Below are 23773 nucleotides of genomic sequence, written 5' to 3'. Positions count from 1 at the left end.
CCGGGTAACGCGACGGGTTTCTCGAATGAACATCACGTTTCTTCTGAACGGAGAGACAGTGGAGCTGCCGGATGTCGATCCGACGGCCACCCTACTGGACTGGCTGCGTGAAGATCGCGGTCTGACAGGCACCAAAGAAGGCTGCAACGAAGGCGATTGCGGCGCGTGCACGGTCATGGTGACGGACGAAGACGGTGCAAAAGCTCTGAACTCCTGCATCCTGTTCTTGCCCCAGCTGCATGGCAAAGCGGTTCGTACAGTCGAAGGGGCAAGCGGCCCGGATGGCGAAGCACATCCCGTTCAACAGGCAATGGTTGACCTGCACGGTTCGCAATGCGGTTTTTGCACTCCGGGTTTTGTCATGTCGATGGTCGCCAGTCATGCGACGGGCGCCACGGATCATGACACCCAGCTTGCCGGAAACCTGTGCCGCTGCACTGGCTATGCACCGATTATTCGCGCCGCGAAAGCGGTCGAGGACCGTCCCGTGCCAGTCTGGGTCAAAGACAAGCCACTCGCATCTTCTGCTGCGTCGCGCATGCTGCCTGAATCTTCCGATGAACTGGCAGCTGTATATGTTGAAAACCCGGATGCCACGCTGGTTGCCGGAGCAACAGATGTCGGCCTGTGGGTGACAAAGCAACTGCGCGACCTGGATCCAGTAATCTTCCTCAACCGTTGCGATGATCTCAATCAAATCACCATCACCGACGATGAAATTCGCTTTGGCGCAATGGTCGACATGAATCGGATGGGTGAGGCTCTGGCCGATCTTCACCCCTCTTACGCCGAAATGATCCGTCGCTATGCCAGTGTTCAGGTGCGCCATGCTGCAACGGTGGGCGGCAACATCGCCAATGGCTCGCCCATTGGTGACAACCCGCCTGCGCTGATTGCTCTGGACGCAACCCTTCATCTGCGCAAAGGCGACACCCGCCGGTCCCTTCCGCTGGAAGAGTTCTTTATCGACTATGGCAAACAGGACCGCGTTCCCGGTGAATTCGTCGAAGCTGTCAGTTTCCCCCGTCAGCTGGATCGCCTGAAGGCCTATAAACTCAGCAAGCGGTTCGATCAGGACATCTCGGCCGTCTGCGGGTGTTTCAACATCACCGTCTCGGGCGGCATCGTCACGCAGGCGCGCATCGCGTTCGGCGGCATGGCCGGCATCCCGAAACGGGCAACCCATGTCGAGGCCGCATTGGTCGGTAAACCTTGGGCGCGCGAGACGATTGACGCCGCGCTGCCTGCCTTTGCCGACGATTATTCACCACTCACGGACATGCGCGCCTCGGCCACCTATCGACTGGAAACCGCCAAAGCGATGCTCGAAAGATACTTCTTGGAAGATCAGGGCGAAGTGACCAATGTGCTGGAGGTATCGGCATGAGCGTGACCAAACCCCTCCCCCACGACGCAGCACCGCTGCACGTTTCAGGAACCGCGCGGTATGTGGACGATATCCCGACACCCAGGGACAGTTTGCATCTGGCTTTTGGCCTCAGCCCGATTGCCAAAGGCAAGATCACCGCAATGGACCTGTCTGCGGTGAAGGCTGCCGAGGGCGTCGTGATGGTTATGGCTGCGGATGATCTGCCCTTCGCCAACGACGTATCGCCTTCGATCCATGATGAACCGCTGCTGTCGGACGGAACAGTCCACTATATCGGCCAGCCGGTGTTTCTGGTCATCGCCACCAGCCATCTGGCCGCCCGCAAGGCCGCACGTCTGGGCAAGATCGACTATGCCGAGGAAACGCCAATCCTGACGGTCGAAGAGGCTCTGGCCGCCGACAGCCGGTTCGAGGACGGCCCGCGCGTTTACGCCAAGGGTGATGCAGATGCGGCTATCTCTGGCGCGACACACGTGATCGAAGGGTCTTTCGAACTTGGCGGGCAGGAACATTTCTATCTCGAAGGTCAGGCGGCGCTGGCCGTGCCGAATGAAGGCGCGGATATGCTAGTGCACAGCTCGACCCAGCACCCGACCGAGATCCAGCACAAGGTGGCGGACGCTTTGGGCGTTCCGATGCACGCGGTCCGCGTTGAAACCCGCCGTATGGGCGGAGGTTTTGGCGGCAAGGAAAGCCAGGGCAACGCTTTGGCTGTGGCTTGTGCTATAGCCGCACGTGCAACCGGCAAGGCCTGCAAGATGCGCTATGACCGCGACGATGACATGATCATCACCGGCAAACGCCACGCCTTCCGGATTTCCTACAAGGCTGGGTTCGATGAGAATGGCCACATTCAGGGCGTTTCGTTCTTACACCACGCCATCTGCGGTTGGGCGCAGGATCTGTCCCTGCCCGTCGCCGACCGCGCGATGCTGCATTCGGACAATGCCTATCTGTTGCCAAATGCACGGATCGAAAGCCACCGGCTGAAGACCAATACCCAATCCGCCACCGCTTATCGCGGCTTCGGCGGCCCGCAGGGCATGGTTGGCATCGAACGCGTGATGGACCACGCCGCGTATGAGCTGGGTCTGGACCCGGTGGAACTGCGCCGCCGAAACTATTACGAACCGGCCCATGCGATTGCCGAGATCACGCCGTCCGAGAAGCCTTTGGGTCATCCCGACCCGCATGAGGACCTAACAAGCCGCGGCGCGGTCGAAACCGGGGACGCCCCCGTGCGCCCTCTGCCCGCTGGCGGCAATACCACGCCCTACGGAATGGAGGTCAGCGATTTCGAATTACACGGGATGACTCAGGCGCTACTGAAATCCAGCGATTACGAAACGCGCAAGGCCGCCATTGCGAAATGGAACGCCGAGAACAGCGTGATCAAGAAGGGCATTGCCTTTTCTCCGGTCAAGTTCGGGATTTCCTTCACGCTGACCCACCTGAATCAGGCAGGCGCTTTGGTGCATGTGTATCAGGATGGCTCGGTCCATCTGAACCACGGCGGTACCGAGATGGGTCAGGGCCTGTTCCAAAAGGTGGCGCAGGTGGCGGCTTCGCGCTTTGGCATCCCGCTGGAGATGGTCAAAATCACCGCCACGGATACGGCCAAGGTGCCGAACACTTCGGCCACGGCAGCATCCTCGGGCAGTGACCTGAATGGCATGGCAGTGAAGGCGGCCTGCGATACGATCCGCGATCGAATGGCGGACTATCTGGCCGAGCGGCATCAGGCCGATCCGTCGACTGTCACCTTCTCTGATGGCCATGTTTCGGTTGGCGCAGAACGCTACACCTTCGCTGAAGCTGCGGCGCTGGTCTATCAGGGTCGGATCAGCCTGTCGGCGACCGGTTTCTACAAGACACCCAAAATCGAATGGGACCGGATCGCCGGACGTGGCCGTCCGTTCTTCTACTTCGCCTACGGAGCGTCGGTCACCGAAGTGGCCGTCGACACTCTGACTGGTGAGAACCGCATTTTGCGCACCGATATCCTGCATGATGCCGGTGCTTCGTTGAACCCGGCGTTGGATATCGGGCAGGTCGAAGGAGGTTATGTGCAAGGCGCGGGCTGGCTAACGACCGAGGAACTGGTCTGGGACGGCACGGGCAACCTGCGCACACACGCACCCTCGACCTACAAGATCCCCGCCTGCTCAGATCGACCCGACGTATTCAACGTCGCACTCTGGGATGCCGAAAACCGTGAGGACACGATCTATCGTTCGAAAGCGGTGGGCGAACCGCCGTTCATGCTGGGTATTTCAGCATGGCTGGCCCTGTCGAATGCGGTCGCGGCCTGTGGAGAGGTCTACCCCGCTCTTGATGCACCAGCCACGGCTGAAGAAGTTTGGCGCGGCGTCCAAAAGATGAAGGGAGGCATCTGATGGGATTTGACTTGGAGGCTTTGAGGGAGGCGGTCAAAACCCACGGAACAGTGGTCCGGGTGGTCATCGCCGGCATCAAAGGGTCGTCTCCACGTGAAGTGGGGGCCGCGATGCTTGTTTGGAAGGACGGGCAAAGCGGCACCATCGGTGGAGGCACGTTGGAGTATCAGGCAACTGAAGCTGCGCGATCCCAAACCACCGCCACCCGACTAACGCATCACGCTCTTGGCCCCGACATGGGGCAATGCTGCGGCGGTGCAGTTTCATTGCTGAGTGAAGTATTTGATCATGAAACGCTGAATGCACTGGACGATACCGTCATCGCGCGTTCGGCCTCGGGCGGAGAGATGCCGCTATCGGTCAAACGTCTGCTGGCGGCAGCGCGAGGACAAGGTGCCGCGCCCGAGCCACAACTGATCGAAGGTTGGATGGTCGAACCCGTTCACAAACCGACGCGTATTCTGTGGATCTGGGGCGCAGGCCATGTAGGCCGGGCGCTGGTGGACGTTTTGTCCCCCCTACCCGATCTGGCAATCACCTGGGTCGATACCGGACCCGAGCGGTTTCCCGATGTGGTTCCAACCGGTGTAACCCCGGTTCCGACCGCAAAACCCGCCGAGCTGGTTCGCCACGCGCCAACCGACGCCGAGCATCTGGTGCTTACCTATTCGCACAATCTGGATCTGGAACTGTGCAACCGGCTGCTTTCGCACAATTTCCTCTTTGCGGGGCTTATCGGCTCCGCTACGAAATGGGCGCGATTCCGGTCGCGGCTTGCGGCCCTTGGACATCCGCCCGAGCGGATCAGCCGGATCACCTGTCCGATCGGCGATCCGGGCTTGGGCAAACACCCGCAGATGATCGCCGTTGGGGTGGCAGCGCAACTGTTACGCCCCGCCCGACAGAACGAATTGAAGAAGGACCTGAGCGCGTGACCACTCCACTTCTGAGCTTGCAAGGGCTGACCAAAGCCTATCCCGGCGTCGTGGCCAATGATCAGGTGTCCTTTGACATCGGTGAAGGCGAAGTTCACGCACTGCTGGGCGAGAACGGCGCGGGCAAATCCACGCTTGTCAAAATGATCTATGGGCTGGTGAAACCCGACAGCGGCACGATGCTGCTGCGTGGGCAGCCCTATGCACCGCCTGAACCGCGCGCCGCCCGTGCGGACGGGATCGCGATGGTGTTCCAGCATTTTTCGCTGTTCGATGCGTTGAACGTCGCCGAGAATATCGCTCTGGGGATGGAGAACCCACCCCCGATGGGAGATCTGGCGTCGCGTATCCGCGAAGTATCCGAAACCTACGGCCTGCCCTTGGATCCTTTCCGTACGGTAGGTGATCTGTCTGCGGGTGAGCGTCAGCGGGTCGAAATCATCCGCTGCCTGCTGCAGGACCCGAAGTTGCTGATCATGGACGAGCCGACCTCGGTTCTGACGCCGCAAGAGGTTGAAATCCTTTTCGAAACGCTGAACAAATTGCGCTCGGAAGGGACATCGATCCTGTATATCTCGCACAAGCTGGAAGAGATTCGAACGCTATGCGACCACGCCACGATTCTGCGGCTGGGTAAGAATGTGGGCGAATGTGTACCAGCCGAAACCTCAGCGCGCGATATGGCTGAGATGATGGTGGGGTCAACCCTGCAGACACCTGAACGTTCCGGCCGGGAATTCGGTGACGTTGCGCTGGATGTCAGCGGATTGTCAGTGCCGTCGCCGTCGGAATTCGGAACCGCGCTTCGCAACGTCCACATGACCGTCCGCAAGGGCGAGGTTCTGGGGATCGGGGGTGTCGCGGGGAACGGTCAGGATGAATTGCTGGGTGTGCTTTCTGGCGAAATTCCGACCACCGCAGATGCGATCAAATTCAACGGTCAACCCATCGGCAAACTCGGCCCGACCGCGCGGCGTAAGCTCGGCGTGTTGACCGCGCCCGAAGAACGGCTGGGCCACGCGGCTGCCCCTGATATGAGCCTGACCGAAAACGCTCTGCTGACCGGGTCGGTCCGCGAGGGGCTGGAGAATAACGGCTTTCTGAAGTGGTCCGAGACCAAGAGCTTTGCCGAAAAGATCATTAGCGCCTTTGACGTGCGTACGCCGGGTCCTGAAAATGCCGCCCGGTCGCTGTCGGGCGGGAACCTGCAGAAGTTCGTGATTGGTCGCGAAGTGCTGCAAAACCCGGATGTTCTGGTCGTGAACCAGCCGACTTGGGGCGTGGATGCGGCGGCGGCGGCTTCGATCCGGCAGGCCATTCTGGATCTGGCGGCCAAGGGAACTGCGGTCATCTGTATCTCGCAAGACCTCGATGAACTGATGGAAATCTCAGACAGCTTTGCCGCCTTGAACGAAGGGCGACTAAGCGCCCCGCGTGAAACCACGGGTCTGACGGTCGATGAGATCGGCCTGATGATGGGCGGCGCGCATGGCATGGAGGTGGCCCATGTCTAAACAGTTAAAAGAAAAGAGAAACGCGGGGGTATGAGCAAATGATTGTGTTGGAGAAACGGCCTCAGCCGTCCAAGGCGTGGTCTTATGCCACCCCTCTGGTCGCGGTCCTGGCGACGATGGTTTTTGGTGGCATACTGTTCGCCATTCTGGGCAAAAACCCGGTCGAGGCTATTGGAACCATTTTCTGGGAACCCCTGTTTGGCGAGTTCGCCTTCTATTATCGGCCGCAATTGCTGGTTAAGGGCGCGCCCCTGGTTTTGATCGCCATCGGCCTGTCTTTAGGCTTCCGCGCCGGTATCTGGAATATCGGGGCCGAAGGTCAGTACATTATGGGGGCCATTTTCGGTGCGGGCGCTGGTCTGGCATTCTATCCGCTGGATGCATTCTACATCTTTCCGATCATGGTGATTGCAGGCGCGTTTGGCGGCTGGCTATGGGCAATGATCCCAGCCTTCCTGAAAGTGCGCTTCGGTACCAATGAAATCCTTGTGTCGCTGATGTTGGTCTATGTGGCCGAACAGATGCTGGCCTCGGTCTCGCTAGGCCTGCTGAAGAATCCCGAAGGGTTCGGCTTTCCCGGTTCGCGCAATCTGCAATCCTACGACAGCGCGTATAATGCCGAGCTGATTGCGGGTTCAGGCATGCACTGGGGCGTAGTCACTGCCCTGATCGCTGTTATCTTTGCATATGTCTTGCTGAACCGGCACATGCTGGGCTTCCACATCCGCCTGACAGGTGAGGCCCCGCGTGCGGCGAAGTTCGCAGGTGTAAACCCTGCCCGCCTGATCTTGTTCTGTCTGGGTCTGGCCGGCGCGCTGGCCGGTCTTGCGGGGATGTTCGAAGTCTCGGGCCCTGCTGGCGTGGTCAGCATCGATTTCAACGTCGGTTACGGCTTTACCGCGATCATCGTGGCTTTCCTTGGCCGTTTGCATCCGGTGGGCATCCTGCTGGCCGGAGGCCTGATGGCGTTGACTTATATTGGCGGTGAAATCGCCCAATCTCAGCTGGGTCTGCCCGCCGCAGCCATTCAGGTATTCCAGGGGATGCTTCTGTTCTTCCTGCTGGCATTCGATCTTCTGACAAACTACCGCATCCGTGCGGCCCGTAGCGAGGTAGCGTGATATGGACCTTGGTGAAATTAACCCCGTCCTTCTGGTCGCCTCGCTAATGGTGGCCGCAACCCCACTTTTGTTGGCCGCAATCGGAGAATTGGTGGTCGAAAAAGCAGGCGTCCTGAACCTCGGTGTCGAGGGCATGATGATCGTGGGCGCAATCAGCGGCTTCGCAATCTCGGTCGAGACCGGTTCGCCCTGGCTGGGCTTTATTGCGGCAGCAATCGGTGGCGCGGTGCTATCGCTGTTGTTTGTGCTGCTGACGCAGGTGGCGCTGGCCAATCAAGTTGCCAGTGGCCTGGCCCTAACATTGTTCGGCCTCGGGTTCAGCGCGCTGATGGGGCAGAGCTACGTAGGAATCAAGCCGCCCAGCATGGGTGAAATCCATATCCCGGTGATCAGCGATATCCCCGTTATTGGACCAATCCTGTTTCAGCACGACCCGATCCTCTACGTCGGAATTGCCCTGACGGCCGCCGTCTGGGCCACGCTGAAATACACACGCATCGGCCTGATATTGCGCGCGGTTGGCGAGAACCACGATGCGGCGCATGCGCTGGGCTACAAAGTCATCAAAATTCGCATCATGGCGATCCTGTTTGGTGGTGCTTGCGCTGGCTTGGGCGGCGCCTACATCAGCCTGATCCGCGTGCCGCAGTGGACCGAGGGCATGACTGCCGGTGTCGGCTGGATTGCCTTGGCGCTGGTGGTTTTTGCCAGCTGGAAACCATGGCGTGTCTTGCTGGGCGCCTATTTGTTCGGCGGCATCACTGTGTTGCAGCTTAATTTGCAGGCAGCGGGCGTTGCCATTCCTGTCGAGTATCTGGCAATGTCGCCCTACATCATCACGATCCTTGTGCTTGTGATCCTTTCGGCCGACAAGAGCAGCGCACCTGCCGCATTGGGCCGGACCTTCCATGCCTCGCACTAGGCGAGGCCAACTGAACCAACTTGGGGAGTAACACATGAAATTCACTACACTTTTGGCAAGCGCCGCAATGGCGCTGGGTCTGGCCTCGGGGGCCGTGGCCCAAGACAAGACCAAAGTCGGCTTCGTCTATGTCGGCCCAGTGGGCGATGGCGGCTGGACCTATGAGCACAACAAGGGCCGTCTGGCCGTGGAAGAGCACTTTGGCGACAAGGTCGAAACCGTGTTCGTCGAGTCGGTGCCTGAGGGCCCAGATGCAGAACGCGTGATGACCCAGATGGCGCTGGAAGGCGCGGACCTGATCTTCACCACCTCGTTCGGCTACATGGATCCGACCATCAATGTCGCGAAGAAATTCCCGGATGTGAAATTCGAGCACGCAACCGGCTACAAGACCGCCGACAACGTCTCGGTCTACTCGGCCCGTTTTTATGAAGGTCGCGCAGTCCAAGGCCACATCGCCGGTAAAATGACGGAATCGAATATCATCGGCTACATCGGGTCCTACCCGATCCCTGAAGTGATCCGTGGTATCAACTCAGCCTATATCCACGCCAAGAAGGTGAATCCGGATGTCGAGTTCAAGATCGTCTGGGCCTACACTTGGTTCGATCCTGCGAAAGAAGCTGACGCCGCCACAGTTCTGATCGAACAGGGCGCGGACGTGATCCTGCAGCACACTGACTCGACTGCACCGCAGGCAGCCGCGCAAGAGGCAGGAAACGTTGTCACCTTTGGCCAAGCCTCCGACATGAGCGAATACGCACCCTTCCCGCGTGTGTCTTCAATCATCGACGATTGGGCTCCCTACTACATCGCGCGGACCCAGGCCGTGATGGACGGAACATGGGAAAGTGCCAACACTTGGGATGGCATCCGGGAAGGCATGGTAGCAATTGGTGAGATTTCGGACGCCGTTCCGGCTGATGTTAAAGAAGAAGCACTGGCGCTGAAAGCCGCGATGGCAGCCGGTGAATACCACCCCTTTACTGGCCCGCTGAAAAAGCAGGACGGCAGTGACTGGCTGGCCGAAGGCGAGACCGCCGATGACGGTACGCTGGCGGGCATGAATTTCTACGTTGAGGGGCTGGAAGGCGAAATCCCGCAGTAGAAACTGAGCCGGAAACTAACAACAAGGCCCGCATGTTTTTTGCGGGCCTTTTTAGTCGCCCTGAGCCCAATCTGGACATTGACGAGTGGCTATGCGCATCGTGAAACATGTCGCTCACGGAAGACCTGAACCAAATTTTAGAAACTGCCCTGCCGACCGATCCCAGTTTTCGACAGATCGAAAAGGCCGTGATTGACGACTGTATTGGTGAAACCCGGCAATATGCCTCAGAGGGCTCTGTCGAAGCCTTTCTGTTGTCAGCGATGCGTTTATTGGCACTTCCCGGCAATGGGCACACACGGCTGATCCCGAATGATGCGATCGCGGTGCTACCGCTGAGATTCGTGAGCGTTGGACGTTCCGTTCAATTCATCGACGCGGCGCCAGAGATAGCCGCACCGCGAGGAGAGTTGATAGCGGTCAACGGCTCAGCTTTGAGCCAGATTGAAGCCACTGCAGAGAAATTTCTGGCGGGAACGTGCCAAAGGAAACGGGTCATCGGCCCGATTCTACTGGCTTGGCCGTACGCTTTGGCACGTTTGGGTTTTTCGTCAAACGGCGGCACGACCGAGTTCCGTGTGCAGGACGAAAATGGGCGGATAGCCAATCTGAAAGTGGCCAATGAACATACAGTTCCTGGATCGATGCTCTACCCGAGAAACGAGCACGGCAAGGCTGATCCAGCCTGGGAACCCGAGATATTTGTAGAAATAAAGGACTGGCAAGAGCTAGGGCTATCAATAGCGTTACCAAGCTTCTTTGATCCGAAGGAAAATGCGCTGCCTAAAGCCATCTCAGCCGCGGTGGAATGCGTGCGCGCATCCTCGAACAAAACACTACTAATTGATGTTCGCGGAAACACTGGTGGCGACTTTCTTCTAACGATGCCCTTGATCGACGCGATCTCAGAAAGTGCAAACAAGCAGGTTGTTATGCTTGTCGATAAATTCACGTTTTCCGCAGCGATAGTGTTTGTAGCCATCCTCAAACATCGATTGGGAAACAGGCTCAAACTCATTGGTGAGGAAATGGGTGATGCGCTGACGTTCTTTGCCGAGGGCGGATTGCTCGAATTGTCGACCAGTGGAGCGGTCGTTCGATACTCATCAGCCTTTCACGACTGGAAGAATGGAACGACTGACGATACCACGCCGCCCGAAATCGCAAGAAAAATCGTACCTGCGGGATCACTGAACTTGGATTTGGAATGGGTCGAAAGACCTGCAGGTGAGGATGCACCAACCGATCTCCATCAACGAGTTCTCAAAAGCATGAGCAAATCGCTAAACAGCCGCTAAGTCCGCATAGCTGCATTCAAAGAAAGCAAATGCTGCACGCACGGCGAAGGTCTACTTGGTGGCCAGTCTTATTGGAGACCCAACACCATCGGCCCGTGGGCAATATTAGCCACGAGCGTTTTGATACCCAGCTGTCGTCGGGTCAGGACTTCAAGCGATTGAATCGCCGCAATGGTTAGGTTCTAGGGCGTGAAATTAGTGTCCGCCCAGCACCAGAGTGTTCACTGGCATCAGGATCAGTCGCAGGCGCAGGCCTGCCGCATGAACGACGCCAATCGTGTCTACCACATGCAGGAACGATTTTTCCCAGAAGCCGAGGCTCTCATCCTCCAGCTTTGCATGATTATCCGTATAGATATTCGCCAGACAGTTGCTGCCTGGAGGCACATCATCGGCCATGCTTTTGTAGAGCGGTTCAAGGTAGACAAGGATCGAACCCGGATTGGTGTTGCTCTGCACGTCCCGCAACTCATCAGATGGCCTGATCTGCCCTGATGGGATCACATCCTGCACCTCGACGACAACCACCGGGATAACGGTAAAGGGCTTGGTCATGCAGCCCAATTCGCCAATCATACCCGGTTTGACCACCTGGGCCGAAAGCTGACTGAACGCCGCCTGGAATCGGTCATGTCCGGAGGAGGATGGCACCAGAATACCCGCCGGGCGCAGCAAAGGGCTGACATAGTCGCCGACCTGAAGCCCGAATTGTTCAACCCTGCCCGTCACTCCAGCGTTGACCACAGTCTTGTCCAACTCGGTCAATGCCGCATCCAGCTGCGCATTGGCACTGGCAAGTTGGGCCGGGATCAGCTCTTCGATCTGTTGTACAACCGCTGCGCGTTTTGAGACGGCTGCTTTGACCTGCGCTTCACGCTCGGCAACCAGATTTTCCAACCGATCAATCTCGGCCAAGCGCACCGCGCTGGATCCCTCGTCACGTAGGGTGGTATTGCGTTCCAGATCCTCGAGCGACTGATCCAGAGCTGCGCGCGCGCCTGCAATCCCGGCCTCAGCCTCGGCCAGATCGGTTTCCGCCACCTTCAACGAGGCTTGAACCTGAGCAATCTGGGCATGCGCTGCTTCGACCTGCGCGGTTTGCGTGAAGTCTTCGATCCGGAAAATCGGCTGTCCAGCTGTCACCTGCTCATTGTTGCGCACGTAGACTTCGGAAACGCGCCCCCCTAGCTGCGGAAGAATCGTTACCGTCCGGAAGTAGGAAGCCGCTGTTTTGCTGGACGGGTGAAAATAGAACAGCGTTGTGATAACGGTTAGCGCCAAAATAGCGCAAGTCGTCAGCCCCCAGCGCAACTCGTACCACATGGTGAACAGCGTGATCTCGTGTCCGATCCGTTTGCCCTGCACAAAGCGGCGAAACAGATAGTCAGGAAGCACGGTAATCAGGGCGCACAGCATCGTCTCGATCATTGTTCAGTGCCCCTGTGCTGCCGGTTCGGAGGGTTTGGATTGTTCGGGCTCAATTTCCAGCTCAGGAGGGGGTGAAGCGTGTTCTTTGTCCTGCCCAGGCGCCAAAGATCGGATGGCATCGGCAATCGAGCGCAGCGGTGCCGCGAAATCAGGGAACTGGAACCCAGCCACAAGGATGGCGGCAACCCAGAAAAGGCCGTTATGCGTAAACAAAGCCAAAAGCGCCAGAATCCCAACCAATTGGAATTGCGGGTGATTGGTTTCATGCGCCATTTTTTCCGGGATCGAATGCAACGTGAAGTAGGCAACCCCGATCAGCACGACCATCCCGACGGTAAAAAACAACATGAAGGTGAAGAGGAAGTCGCTACCATCTGCCTGTGTCACATATGACGGAATGTGCCCCGTTGCCATCGGGTGAATATCTGCCGCGTTCACGTCCGCCTCCGAATCTTTTGTTGTTTGCACTAAAAGCAGGCTGGCCGCCTACGATCAAGTTTCCATTGCGGTGGGCTTGTGTCTTTTCGTTTGGCAGTACGCGTGCCATGGTCCGCCAATGTCGCCAGTCAACTTACCACCGCCTCGATCACTTGGCGGCCGGAAACGGAACAAAACGCATGATTGATTTTCTGATAATCGGTGGCGGTGTCGCCGGGCTAAGCGCAGGTGCGCGCCTGTCAGAGCACGGCACAGTCACGGTGTTAGAGGCCGAGGACGGATTAGGATATCATACTTCGGGTCGTTCAGCTGCCCTGTTCGAAAAGGGTTACGGTCCAAACTCGGTCAAGGCATTGAACGAGGCAAGTGCTGCGTTCTTTGAAACAAATGCGTACCTCACACCACGCGGCCTGATGCTGATTGGCGGAAGGGATCAACAGGCGCTGTTTCAAAAAGACGCCCAAGATCTTGGTGTGCAAGAGATTTCGCCGGAAGATGCCATCGGACACATTCCTGTCCTGAATGCTGAAACTGTCGGTTATGCAGCCATAAGTAATAGCGCATATGATATCGATACAGATCGCGTCCTGCAGGACTTTGCGCGAACCGTCCGCAAGAATGGCGGTTCAGTCCTGACCCGTCAGAGGGTCAGCAGCATCCGCAAATCGGTTCATTGGACCGTCGAAACCTCAGAATCCTTTGAGGCACGCAATCTGGTAAATGCCGCCGGAGCCTGGGTCGATGAGGTGGCGCAGATGGCAGGAATCTCCCCCATCGGGATCACACCTTACCGTCGATCGATTGCGCGCATCCCCGCACCGGGCGGACATGACCTGCGAAACTGGCCAATGATGCTGGGCGCAGGCGAGAGCTGGTACGCCAAACCTGATGCGGGCAAGCTACTGGTCTCGCCTTGCGAGGCGGACCCAACCACACCCCATGACGCTTACGCCGATGACATGATTCTCGCAGAAGGACTGGCACGATACGAAGCGATGGTTACTGAAACTGTAACTCGGGTAGAAACCAATTGGGCGGGGTTACGTAGTTTTGTTGCCGATGGCACGCTGGTCCTCGGACCTGATCCAACCGATCCATCGTTTATCTGGTCGGCAGCACAGGGAGGGTATGGGTTTCAGACCGCTCCTGCTGCCTCGCAACTTGTGGCGGATCTTGTGACTGGCGCGTCGCCGCGCCTTGATGCGGCGATTGTGAAAGCGCTGACACCCGGTAGGCTGTAACGATGACAAAACGCAAACTGCCCTCAAATGCCAGCGTCGCCACCGAGAGCGACGGCAGCAAACTCGTCGCCCCAGCCGCCAGCCGAAACACGGTTGTGCTGTGCGATCTTCTGGCACGGGTCGCTCCGTCATCAGGACAGGCCCTGGAACTGGCCAGTGGAACCGGACAACACATTTCGGCCTTTGCCCAGCGGATGCCCGGGTTGCATTGGCAACCCAGCGAAGTCACCTCCGAACGGCGCGCCAGCATCGATGCGTACACCAAGGGTTTACCAAATACCGCCGCAGCCGTTCATCTGGATGCAACTGCGGAGGGTTGGCACAAAACAATGGCGCAGCAAGATTTGGTTTTACTGGTCAACCTCTTGCACCTGATCAGTTTGCCCGAGGCTGAAACCCTCATTGCCGAAGCAGCGTGCGCTCTGAAAACGGATGGGCGTTTGGTGCTTTATGGCCCTTTCAAACGTGACGGACACCTGACAAGCGATGGCGACCAGCGATTTCACGACGCACTGGTCCAACAAGACCCTGAGATCGGGTACAAAGACGACACACATATATTGTCTATGTTAAAGGACAACGCCCTCGAATTGGTCGAAATCGTAAAGATGCCTGCGAACAACTTGGCATTTGTCGCCCAAAAAACTGGAATCTGATCAGGATCAAAGTCTGCTTTGCTCTTCATCATTCATATGCAGATTATCATATGTATCAAGAAGGACGTTATAATGAGCTGGCAGGATTCACTGAACGAAACGCGCAAAAGCTTGCGTAACCTTAACGGAGCCATTCCTGATACGGCGCGTGCCTTCGGGGCGCTGGGAAAATCTGTCAAGGAAGGCGGGACGCTGGACTACAAAACCAAAGAGTTCATCGCGTTAGGCATGTCAATCGCAGTACGGTGTGAGCCTTGCATTACCCTGCATTCCGAGGCGTTGGCCAAGGCGGGAGCCACCCGCGATGAGGTTTCGGACGTTCTGGCAATGGCCATCCAGATGGGCGGTGGGCCGTCCATGATGTACGCCGCCAAGTCACTAGACTGCTTTGATGAATTGAGCGCATGAAAAAAGCCCACCGAGAGCGGGCTTTTGGTAGGCGGTGCTACGTGAGTACCGCCTTATTTCTAAAAAGCGTCAGCCGTCCTTGCGGATGACCTCGTTCTTCGGATCATACGGGCTGTCACAAGTGACGACCGCATCCCACAGCTTATCCTGAATTTTGACCTGCAGCTTGGTGCCTTCGACCGCCAGCTCAGGCTTCACATACCCCATGCCGATGGATTTCTCGAACGCCACCGAGTACCCGCCCGAGGTCAAACGACCCACGCGCTCACCTTCCGGCGTGTACAGCGCCTCGCGGCCCCAGGGGTCGGCATCGTCCGGTCCGTCGATCAGCAGAGTGCAGCACTTCACGCGCACGCCGGTCTCTTCGAGCTTGGCTTTGCCGTAGAAGTCTTTCGACAGATCAATAAAGCGCGGCAGGTCAGCTTCCAGCGGGGTCGCGTCGCGGCCCAGTTCGGTGCCGAAGGCGCGATAGGATTTCTCCTGGCGCAGCCAGTTTTGGGCGCGGGCACCAACCAGTTTCATGCCGTGCTTTTCACCGGCCTTCTCCAGCAGGTCGAACAGATAGTTCTGCATCTCGATCGGGTGGTGCAGTTCCCAGCCCAGCTCACCCGTATAGGCCACGCGGATCGCGTTGACCGGGCACATGCCCAGTTCGATCTGACGGGCCGACAACCAAGGGAAGCGCTTGTTGGACAGCGCGGTTTCCGGATCGGCGTCCTTGATGACCTCTTTCAGAACATCACGCGACTTGGGTCCGGCGATCGCGAAGACGCCCCACTGGGTGGTCACGTCCTGGATTTCGATGTAGCCGAACTCCTCCATCTTGTCCTCGGCCGCCTTGCGAAGGTAGTCGGCGTCGTACTCGGTCCAGGCACCGGCAGAGACGATGTAGTAATTGTTCTCGCCATTGCGGACGATGGTGTATTCGGTGCGGGTGGTGCCGTGCGCGGTCAGCGCGTAGGTCAGGTTGATGCGACCGACCTTGGGCAGCTTGTTGCAGGTGAACCAATCCAGGAACTGGGTCGCACCGGGGCCTTTGACGACATGCTTGGTGAAGGCCGACGCATCGATCAGGCCAACGCCTTCTCGGATCGCTTTGGCTTCTTCGACGGCATACTGCCACCAACCACCGCGGCGGAAGCTGCGGCTTTCTTTGTCGAAGTTATCAGGCGCATCCAGCGGGCCGAAATAGTTCGGACGCTCCCAGCCGTTGACCCAGCCAAACTGTGCGCCACGCGCTTTCTGACGGTCGTAGGCCGGAACGGTGCGCAGCGGACGGCAGGCTTCACGCTCTTCATCCGGGTGGTGCAGGATGTAGACGTGCTCATAGCACTCTTCGTTCTTGCGCGCCGCGAACTCGGTGGTCATCCAGTTCGACGAATACCGCTTGGGGTCCAGCGAAGCCATGTCGATCTCGGCTTCGCCATCGACCATCATCTGAGCCAGATAATAGCCGGTGCCGCCTGCAGCGGTGATGCCGAAACTGAAGCCCTCGGCCAGCCACATGTTGCGCAGGCCCGGCGCCGGACCAACCAGCGGGTTGCCATCAGGTGTGTAGCAGATCGGGCCGTTGAAATCGTCTTTCAGACCGGACTCAGCGCAGGAAGGCACGCGTTCGGCCATCGCCATGTACTGATCGGCGATCCGATCCAGATCCAGCGGAAATAGGTCAGCGCGGAAGCTGTCCGGCACGCCGTGTTCGAACTGCGCAGGAGCGCCATGTTCGTAGATACCCAGAATCCAGCCGCCACGTTCTTCGCGCGCATACGACTCGTTGTCGGCATCACGCACAACTGGATGCTCGGGGTTGCCCGCTTCACGCCATTTGACCAGCTCGGGGTCTTTGTCCATGACGATGAAGGTATGCTCGACCGGGATCGCGGGCATCTTGATACCCAGCATTTTCGCGGTCCGCTGTGCGTGGTTGCCTGACGCGGTCACAACATGTTCGGCGGTGATCACAACCTGCTCATCTGACGGAATGAGGTTGCCGCCCTTTTCGACCATCTTAGTGCAGGTGACTTCCCAGTGAGTACCGTTCCAGTGGAACGCATCGGCCTGCATCTTGCGAACGATGTCGACACCGCGCTGACGCGCACCTTTGGCCATCGCCTGGGTCACATCTGCAGGGTTAATGTAGCCGTCTTCAGTGTGATAGATCGCGCCTTTCAAGTCCGAAGTTTCGATCAGAGGCCAACGTTCCTTGATTTGCTCGGGCGTCAGCCACTCATATGCAACATCACAAGTTTCCGCTGTGGATGCATAGAGCATGTATTCATCCATACGCTCTTGCGTCTGTGCCATACGCAGGTTTCCGACTACGGCGAAGCCTGCATTCAGGCCGGTTTCTTCCTCTAGTGTCTTGTAGAAATCGACTGAGTACTTGTGGATGTGGGTCGTGGCATACGACATGTTGAACAACGGCAATAGGCCCGCTGCGTGCCAGGTGGAACCGGATGTCAGTTCGTCCCGCTCGATCAGCATCACATCATCCCAGCCCGCTTTGGCAAGGTGATAGGCAATCGAGGTCCCGACGGCGCCGCCGCCAACGACCAGTGCTTTGACTTGGGTTTTCATAGCCGGGTGTCTCCCCTTGAATTCAGTTGACACCATATGGCGCATTTGAGGGGCTCGACGCGACATTCATCCGACCAGTGATATAAGAAAAGCGACCTGAGCGTTGCACCAGGTCGCTTTCCAACAGTCGATCTGACGTGTTATCCGCCCCCCAATTTGCACCTTTTGAACGTTCCGGTGGTTGCGCAATCAATGCCCGTTCCGGAACCGCCTCGGTTTACCCGCACGGCAGTTTCTGCTTCGGAATCAGAGCTACCAAAGGCTGACAACAGTCCGGACAGGAAGCCTTCATTTTCGTTTACAGATGCGACTTCTTCAGAGGTTTCCTGATCTTTGAATTTGGCGAACAAATTTCCAAAGAAACCCTCGTCATCTCTGTCTGCCTGCTGCATCTCGTCTTCAAGCAAATCTGTCAGTCCTTTGCGGTATCCGACCTGGACCAAATCATCCGCAGATTCGATTCTGTTCGCGGTTAAGTCGAAGGTGTCTGCCGGCAAACCGTATTGCGCGGCCAAAGTATTTGCGACAAGAGACAACCCATCAATGTTTTCTAGCTTCAAACGCGCCAGCTCGCTGCGAAGCTTGACAAACTCGCCGCGCAAGGCGGCCATGTTTGTCGCCAGTTCACTTTCTCGTTCAGCATCAAAAACGGTATCGTTGCCGACGCCAGGCACTTGCTTTTGAAGCAGTGCGTTCAATCCGTCATAATCCAGTCGATCCAGAAACGCTCGCAGCATAGGCGCTGGTGCATCGGAATAGACTTGCAAACGAATTTCTTCGCCCAGTCCGATTGTAGCCTTGTAGATTTCAAACCGAGGTTCGACCTCAAGGTCCGTCAGGCTCGCCGTGATCATTGACCAAAACTTTCGATCTTTCACTGTGACGGGTTTGTATCGGCTGTTTTCAAACCTGAAATACGCAGCACCACCAATTATGCCGAATGGAGTGTAGCCACTCGATCCTGCGCCCAACCCTTCGACAGACCTGACGATGTTGCCAGTCAGTGTATTGGATTTAGCGTCTTTCCTGAGTTTCGCCTGTAGCCAGACCGTATGCTCGCCGCTTTCGTAGACCCAACTAGAATTATCGAGTTTTCTGGCCAGTTGTTCGGTCTCTTGCACAGCAACTCTTTTTGCAATTGGACGAGCAGCTTCACTTATTCCGTCCTGCAAAACACCTTCTCGGGCATCGCGTGTAAAATCTGCATCCACGATCGAACGACGCACCCAGCCTTCGCCCGAATCCGGCAGGTACGGCTTGGCCCCCTCTCGCCAACGCTTCTGCCTTTCGCGTTCAACTTCTTCCGCGGCTAGCTCCGCCTGATATAAGTTGAACCGCTGATTAATCGTGTCGACATATCCGTTGAAGGACAACCTGCCTTCGACTTTCTTATCCTGCTGATAATAATCCAGACCTACGACAACCACGACGGCAATCAGCAAAAACCCAATGAAACGCAACGCGCCCATGAATAACCTCGGAATCAAATACTGCTCTTTCCTAGATCATTCACCTAAAATTGAGGCGCTGTTATGGCCGAGCCCAACAATCGCGGTCAGAGTACCTTGCCCGGATTCATGATGTTATCGGGATCCAGCGCTGCTTTGATCGCCGCCATATAATTTGTCGCCGCACCAAGTTCTTTCACCAGATAGGGGCGTTTACCCTGCCCGATTCCGTGTTCTCCGGTACAGGTGCCCTCCATCGCAATTGCAAGATCATTTAGCCAACCGACGAATTCCTCTGCACTTGCGACCTCTTTTGCGTCATCCATGTCGATTAACAGAAGTGTATGGAAGTTACCGTCACCAACATGACCCACGATTGGGGCCAGCAAACCCAATTCAGCGGCCTTATCCTGTGCGGCGGTCACACATTCGGCCAAACGCGAGATCGGAACACATACATCCGTAGAAATGCCCCGCGCGCCTGGGCGCAGTTGTAGGCTGGCCCAATACATATCGTGCCGGGCCTGCCACAGCTTGTTGCGCTCTTCGGTTGTCGTGGTGGTGGTAATATCGCTGCCACCAAATTCTTCCGCGATTTGACCAAAGGTCTCTGCCTGTTCCGCTGCACCGCTGTCCGAACCGTGAAATTCCAGCAGCAGCAGTGGCGTTTCTGGCAAATCCAGTCCCGAATATGCGTTTGCCGCTTTGACCGACATCTGGTCCAGCAATTCGATCCGCGCAACCGGGATACCATACTGAATAGTCATCATCACAGCCTGACAGGCAGCATCCACCGATGGAAAAGAACAGCGGGCTGAACTGATGGCCTCGGGGATACCCTGCAATCGCAATGTGATTTCGGTGATTATTCCCAGTGTGCCTTCGGCACCGATTAGCAAGCGGGTCAGATCAAAACCCGCCGAAGATTTTCGCGCACGATGCCCCGTGCGGATCACTTGCCCGTCCGGCATCACGGCCTCAAGGCTAAGCACATTGTCTTTCATTGTCCCATAACGCACAGCATTGGTGCCAGACGCGCGTGTCGCGGCCATGCCACCTAGCGACGCATTCGCGCCCGGATCAATCGGAAAGAACAACCCCTGATCCCGCAGATGGGTGTTCAATTCGGCTCGGGTGACACCCGGTTGGACAACGCAATCTAGATCACCGACATTAACCGCCAATATCTTGTTCATCTGACTCAGATCGACGGATATGCCACCAGCAGGAGCGTTCACATGACCTTCGAGCGAGGTGCCTGTTCCGAATGGGATGACTGGCACCTTGTGCTCGGCACAGGTCCTGACGATATCGGCCACTTCTTCGGTTGAATGCGGGAAGACGACTGCGTCCGGACTCTGGTTTTCAATCCACGTTGTCGTGTGCCCGTGCTGCTCGCAGATCGCAGCACCAGATTGCAGCCGGTCTGCGAACCTCTGCTTCAAAATTCCCAGCGCCGTGTCGATCCCGGCCTCGTTTCGCGGCAAAGCAGTTGCCTGCACCATTGCGTTCCCCTTTTCTCAGGCCACAGCCTAAAGCATTGCAGGCACAACCTGATCTGGCGGGCGATGACCGTCTTCGAAGGTCTTGATGTTGATAATGACTTTCTCACCCATCTCGATCCGACCCTCAAGCGTCGCCGAGCCCATATGGGGCAGCAGCACCACATTCGGCAATTGCCGGAGGCGTGGGTTCACATCCGTGCCCTGTTCATAAACATCCAGACCAGCGCCCGCGATCTCACCGGCGCGGATCATGCGTGTCAGGGCGTTCTCATCAACGACTTCACCGCGTGATGTATTCACGATCACCGCCGTGGGTTTCATCAATTTCAAACGCCGCGCATTCATCAAATGAAAGGTCGAAGGGGTCGACGGGCAGTTGATCGAGATGACGTCCATCCGCGCCACCATCTGATCAAGACTATCCCAATAGGTCGCCTCAAGTTCCTGTTCAATCTCGGGGCGCAACCGGCGGCGGTTGTGATAGTGGACCTGCATTCCAAACGCGCTGGCACGTCGCGCAACGGCCTGCCCTATCCGGCCCATCCCAAGAACACCCAAGCGGCGACCACCGACCCGGCCACCCAGCAAGGCCGTCGGGGCCCAACCGGCCCAATCGCCCTTTTGCATCACACCTAACCCCTCGGGGATACGTCGTGTAACCGCCAGGATCAGAGCCATAGTCATATCTGCAGTATCGTCAGTCAGTACTCCTGGTGTGTTCGAGACAAGGATCCCGCGCTGCCTCGCCGTCGCCACATCAATGTTGTCGACACCGGCACCATAATTGGCGATCAGTCGCAATTTCTCACCAGCCTGCCCCAGGATACCGCCATCAATTGTATCGGTTATCGTCGGAACCAACACATCTGCTGTGTTCACTGCCGCCACCAGCTCTTCGCGAGTCATGGGATCGTCGGTGTCACGCAGTTTTACATCGAAAAGCTCGCTTAGCCGTGTTTCCACCGCTTCGGGCAACCGTCGCGTAACGACAACACTCAGACGTTCTCTTGGCACCTTGACCCTCCTACCGCTTTGCAAACTGCCGCGCGCCATGGCATCGTGGCGCAGGATTACACGGGGCACAAGAACCCCTTGGGCATCGTCTCAACCTTTTTTGCATACGATCCACAGGCATAAGAGCAGACAGGCAGTGAGTGCTAGTTTTTCAGTGAACCGCCATTTTGTGGTGTTGATATCGGTTTTCCTGCTCGTGCTCGGCGCAGTGGCCGTGTCCGCGCAGGAAAAACGCGGTCCAGTGACGAATCTACCGCTTCCGCGATATGTCTCGATGAAAGCCGCCGAGGGTAATGTCCGTCGCGGCCCTTCGCTGACTCACCGAATCGATTGGGTGTTCAAACGGCGTGGCATGCCGCTGCAGATCACGGCCGAATATGGAAACTGGCGCAAGGTTCAGGATCGAGACGGTGCCGGGGGTTGGGTGCATTACGCGCTGCTTTCAGGTGTGCGGACAGTCCTTATCGAAGCCGACTTGCTGCCGGTTTACGCGATGCCTGATCCCAAATCGCAGGTGAACGCGCAATTTGAAACCGGCGTCGTCGCCCGGCTTGAAAAGTGCTCACCCGATTGGTGCCGCATCTCGGCAGGCGGCTATCGGGGCTGGACCCTGAAAAGCAATCTTTGGGGGGTCGACCCCGCCGAGATTCGGGAATGACGTACGTGCGCAACAGCGCCGACTGAGCTACTCCGCGCCTGCAGCGCTGCCGCGTTTGGCCAGTTCCTGATCCAACAACAGCAGGTTCCATCGGTCCCCGCTGGCCGCCTTGGCCTTGTCCAGGATCGATGTGAACAGGTCTTCTTCCTCTATCTGTTCGGCCAGGAACCAGTTCAGCATATTCTGTGTGCTGTATTCTTTGACCTCATGCGCCAGCTCAAACAACGCGTTGATCTGGCCCGTCACGGTTTGCTCCTGCGCCAACGCCTGCTCCAGTACATCAACGGGTGATTCATAGTCCGTTTGCGGTTTTGCGATGCCGTCGAGATTTACCCTCCCACCCCGCTTGGCGATAAAGTCGAATATACGCATTGCATGGGTTTCCTCTTCGGCAGAATGCCCCCGAAACCAACTGGCGAATCCTGGCAGATCCTGCGCCTCAAAATAAGCCGACATCGCCAAGTAGGTGTACGAAGCGTGGAGCTCATTGTTGATCTGCTTATTCAATGCTTCTGCAACTTGCGGGTTCAATTTCATTGCTCGCTCCTTTTTCGTGCTGGTTAGCGGACTTTATCTAGCTAGGTCCGAAGCCAAAGACATTCAACTGATAAAGGTAATTTTTATCGCTATTAATCAATAATTTAATCCAATTCTTGCGCTATTGAAACGCAGTCGCAGGAACGAGCGTTGTGGCGCATTGCGGATTGTATCTCGAGACCGCAAAACCAAGGATTGCCAGTTGGATTTTCGTTTTAGAGATCTAGCTTCGCCTCAAACAATCGCCTGCCCCCTACTCGACCATCCCGACGATCCAACCGCCATCAAACTAAATTGCATATCCACATCAAAATTGTCCAAAAAAGCCCTTGAACCCTGAAAGCAACAGTCGTAGATAGCCGCTCACCGTTGGGGTGTAGCCAAGTGGTAAGGCAGCGGTTTTTGGTACCGTGTATCGTAGGTTCGAATCCTACCACCCCAGCCATGATTTCCCGGAAATCACATACCGAGAAGTTGCACGCCGATTATAGCGTGTTTTCAGCGACTTAAGATCCAGTAATTTCAACTGAGACCCGAGCGTGTGCGCAACAGTGGTCGATTTCCGACCACAGTCCCAGGTCGCGATTCCGACGGTACGAGTTTGGTGTGTTTCGGAGAGGCGGCAGATCAGAGGGCAGAGAAGCCCTTGTGTTGATCTGACCAGATCGCCGGGAAACCCGACCTGATCAGGTAGTCCATTGTCAGGCCATCAGTTTGTTCGCCTGAATCGATGGCATCCAGAGCATCAGGCACCAGCATGGCCAGATCGACCACATCCAGCACCCAGCGTTTGGAGGTGCCTTCTTCTTGAACGATTTCTGAGAAAGCTCTGCCATCATTGATCATCGCCAACCACCGGCGGGCCTTAACGACGTTGCGGATAAGTGTTTGATCGATTTCAGGGGGCTGATCGCCTAAGTGCAATTTCAGTTCCAAGCCTCTGCGGCGCATCCGGAATGGCGCTTCGATCGCTAGTTCCTCGGCATCGACCAGGTCGACCCTGCAACCAATCATCTGGGCCCGCGCCTGGATATCCAGTTGCACCCTCAGAGAGCCCTATCACAGCTCCGCCCGCGCAATCATGCCAAGGCAGTTCCTGGCAGACTGGCAGTCTCTGAGAAACTCTGTTGCCGAAGCGCTTTCGGCTGCAGACATATTCCGCACCATTGAAGTCACAGC

At 57.0% G+C, this 23773-nt stretch carries 20 protein-coding genes and 1 tRNA gene; 13 read left to right on the top strand and 8 right to left on the bottom strand.

The features are described 5' to 3' along the window. Nucleotides 1-25: 25 nt before the first annotated feature. From xdhA to ACR0AH_RS16420, 8 genes are all read left to right on the top strand, one after another. Nucleotides 26-1387, top strand: coding sequence for a xanthine dehydrogenase small subunit (gene xdhA / locus ACR0AH_RS16455; RefSeq protein WP_480592819.1), 1362 nt, complete (start codon nucleotides 26-28; stop codon nucleotides 1385-1387). After that, nucleotides 1384-3786 (top strand): xanthine dehydrogenase molybdopterin binding subunit, encoded by a 2403-nt coding sequence (gene xdhB, locus ACR0AH_RS16450; protein WP_480592817.1) that lies wholly within the window; start codon nucleotides 1384-1386, stop codon nucleotides 3784-3786. The genes xdhA and xdhB overlap by 4 nt, the downstream gene beginning before the upstream one ends. Beyond that, nucleotides 3786-4721, top strand: coding sequence for a xanthine dehydrogenase accessory protein XdhC (xdhC, locus tag ACR0AH_RS16445; RefSeq protein WP_170802012.1), 936 nt, complete (start codon nucleotides 3786-3788; stop codon nucleotides 4719-4721). The genes xdhB and xdhC overlap by 1 nt, the downstream gene beginning before the upstream one ends. Then, nucleotides 4718-6235: an ABC transporter ATP-binding protein gene (locus tag ACR0AH_RS16440; protein ID WP_170420509.1), complete on the top strand. Its 1518-nt coding sequence runs from the start codon at nucleotides 4718-4720 to the stop codon at nucleotides 6233-6235. Before xdhC ends, ACR0AH_RS16440 begins: the two co-directional genes overlap by 4 nt. Before the next feature lie 38 nt (nucleotides 6236-6273). After that, nucleotides 6274-7356, top strand: coding sequence for an ABC transporter permease (locus tag ACR0AH_RS16435; protein ID WP_170392492.1), 1083 nt, complete (start codon nucleotides 6274-6276; stop codon nucleotides 7354-7356). A gap of 1 nt (nucleotide 7357) precedes the next feature. Continuing rightward, nucleotides 7358-8278: an ABC transporter permease gene (locus tag ACR0AH_RS16430; RefSeq protein WP_170392493.1), complete on the top strand. Its 921-nt coding sequence runs from the start codon at nucleotides 7358-7360 to the stop codon at nucleotides 8276-8278. A gap of 34 nt (nucleotides 8279-8312) precedes the next feature. Then, complete coding sequence (locus ACR0AH_RS16425) at nucleotides 8313-9386, top strand: BMP family ABC transporter substrate-binding protein (RefSeq protein ID WP_170733016.1); 1074 nt, start codon at nucleotides 8313-8315, stop codon at nucleotides 9384-9386. Between the two features lie 107 nt (nucleotides 9387-9493). Continuing rightward, nucleotides 9494-10684 carry a S41 family peptidase gene (locus ACR0AH_RS16420; RefSeq protein ID WP_480592814.1) on the top strand — a complete coding sequence of 397 codons (1191 nt, stop codon included), beginning with the start codon at nucleotides 9494-9496 and terminating at the stop codon, nucleotides 10682-10684. A gap of 195 nt (nucleotides 10685-10879) precedes the next feature. Here the strand turns inward: ACR0AH_RS16420 and ACR0AH_RS16415 are convergent, their stop codons facing one another. Both ACR0AH_RS16415 and ACR0AH_RS16410 read right to left on the bottom strand, forming a co-directional pair. After that, nucleotides 10880-12112 (bottom strand): HlyD family secretion protein, encoded by a 1233-nt coding sequence (locus ACR0AH_RS16415; protein WP_170392496.1) that lies wholly within the window; start codon nucleotides 12110-12112, stop codon nucleotides 10880-10882. Nucleotides 12113-12115: 3 nt separating this feature from the next. Further along, nucleotides 12116-12526, bottom strand: a complete 411-nt coding sequence (locus tag ACR0AH_RS16410) for a hypothetical protein (RefSeq protein WP_170595262.1) — start codon at nucleotides 12524-12526, stop codon at nucleotides 12116-12118. 203 nt (nucleotides 12527-12729) lie between these two features. Between ACR0AH_RS16410 and ACR0AH_RS16405 the strand changes: the two genes are divergently transcribed. From ACR0AH_RS16405 to ACR0AH_RS16395, 3 genes are all read left to right on the top strand, one after another. Beyond that, complete coding sequence (locus ACR0AH_RS16405) at nucleotides 12730-13791, top strand: NAD(P)/FAD-dependent oxidoreductase (protein WP_170733019.1); 1062 nt, start codon at nucleotides 12730-12732, stop codon at nucleotides 13789-13791. Nucleotides 13792-13793: 2 nt separating this feature from the next. After that, entirely contained in the window at nucleotides 13794-14447 is a 654-nt protein-coding gene (locus ACR0AH_RS16400) for a DUF938 domain-containing protein (RefSeq protein WP_170594397.1), read from the top strand. Nucleotides 14448-14519: 72 nt separating this feature from the next. Continuing rightward, nucleotides 14520-14855: a carboxymuconolactone decarboxylase family protein gene (locus ACR0AH_RS16395; RefSeq protein WP_170594396.1), complete on the top strand. Its 336-nt coding sequence runs from the start codon at nucleotides 14520-14522 to the stop codon at nucleotides 14853-14855. Between the two features lie 69 nt (nucleotides 14856-14924). Here ACR0AH_RS16395 and ACR0AH_RS16390 read toward each other — a convergent pair whose 3' ends face one another. From ACR0AH_RS16390 to ACR0AH_RS16375, 4 genes are all read right to left on the bottom strand, one after another. Next, the gene (locus ACR0AH_RS16390) at nucleotides 14925-17432 is read right to left on the bottom strand and encodes a GcvT family protein (RefSeq protein ID WP_170733021.1); all 2508 of its coding nucleotides are present in this window, start codon (nucleotides 17430-17432) and stop codon (nucleotides 14925-14927) included. A 140-nt stretch (nucleotides 17433-17572) separates the two neighbouring features. Then, entirely contained in the window at nucleotides 17573-18901 is a 1329-nt protein-coding gene (locus tag ACR0AH_RS16385; protein WP_170609527.1) for a hypothetical protein, read from the bottom strand. An 86-nt stretch (nucleotides 18902-18987) separates the two neighbouring features. Further along, nucleotides 18988-20385, bottom strand: coding sequence for an FAD-linked oxidase C-terminal domain-containing protein (locus ACR0AH_RS16380; protein ID WP_170733023.1), 1398 nt, complete (start codon nucleotides 20383-20385; stop codon nucleotides 18988-18990). Nucleotides 20386-20412: 27 nt separating this feature from the next. Then, nucleotides 20413-21399 (bottom strand): 2-hydroxyacid dehydrogenase, encoded by a 987-nt coding sequence (locus ACR0AH_RS16375; RefSeq protein ID WP_170392503.1) that lies wholly within the window; start codon nucleotides 21397-21399, stop codon nucleotides 20413-20415. A 169-nt stretch (nucleotides 21400-21568) separates the two neighbouring features. Between ACR0AH_RS16375 and ACR0AH_RS16370 the strand changes: the two genes are divergently transcribed. After that, nucleotides 21569-22057, top strand: coding sequence for an SH3 domain-containing protein (locus ACR0AH_RS16370; RefSeq protein ID WP_480439217.1), 489 nt, complete (start codon nucleotides 21569-21571; stop codon nucleotides 22055-22057). Between the two features lie 27 nt (nucleotides 22058-22084). Here the strand turns inward: ACR0AH_RS16370 and ACR0AH_RS16365 are convergent, their stop codons facing one another. Beyond that, nucleotides 22085-22594: a ferritin gene (locus tag ACR0AH_RS16365; protein WP_170401952.1), complete on the bottom strand. Its 510-nt coding sequence runs from the start codon at nucleotides 22592-22594 to the stop codon at nucleotides 22085-22087. Between the two features lie 370 nt (nucleotides 22595-22964). Here ACR0AH_RS16365 and ACR0AH_RS16360 point away from each other — a divergent pair. Then, a tRNA-Gln gene (locus tag ACR0AH_RS16360) sits at nucleotides 22965-23039 on the top strand. Between the two features lie 182 nt (nucleotides 23040-23221). On the opposite strand, the gene ACR0AH_RS16355 is transcribed toward ACR0AH_RS16360, so the two are convergent. Further along, nucleotides 23222-23638 carry a hypothetical protein gene (locus ACR0AH_RS16355; RefSeq protein ID WP_480592811.1) on the bottom strand — a complete coding sequence of 139 codons (417 nt, stop codon included), beginning with the start codon at nucleotides 23636-23638 and terminating at the stop codon, nucleotides 23222-23224. Nucleotides 23639-23773 lie beyond the last annotated feature (135 nt).

The organism is Ruegeria sp. AM5 (genome assembly GCF_056540645.1).
This window is presented reverse-complemented; position numbering and strand designations above follow the sequence as displayed.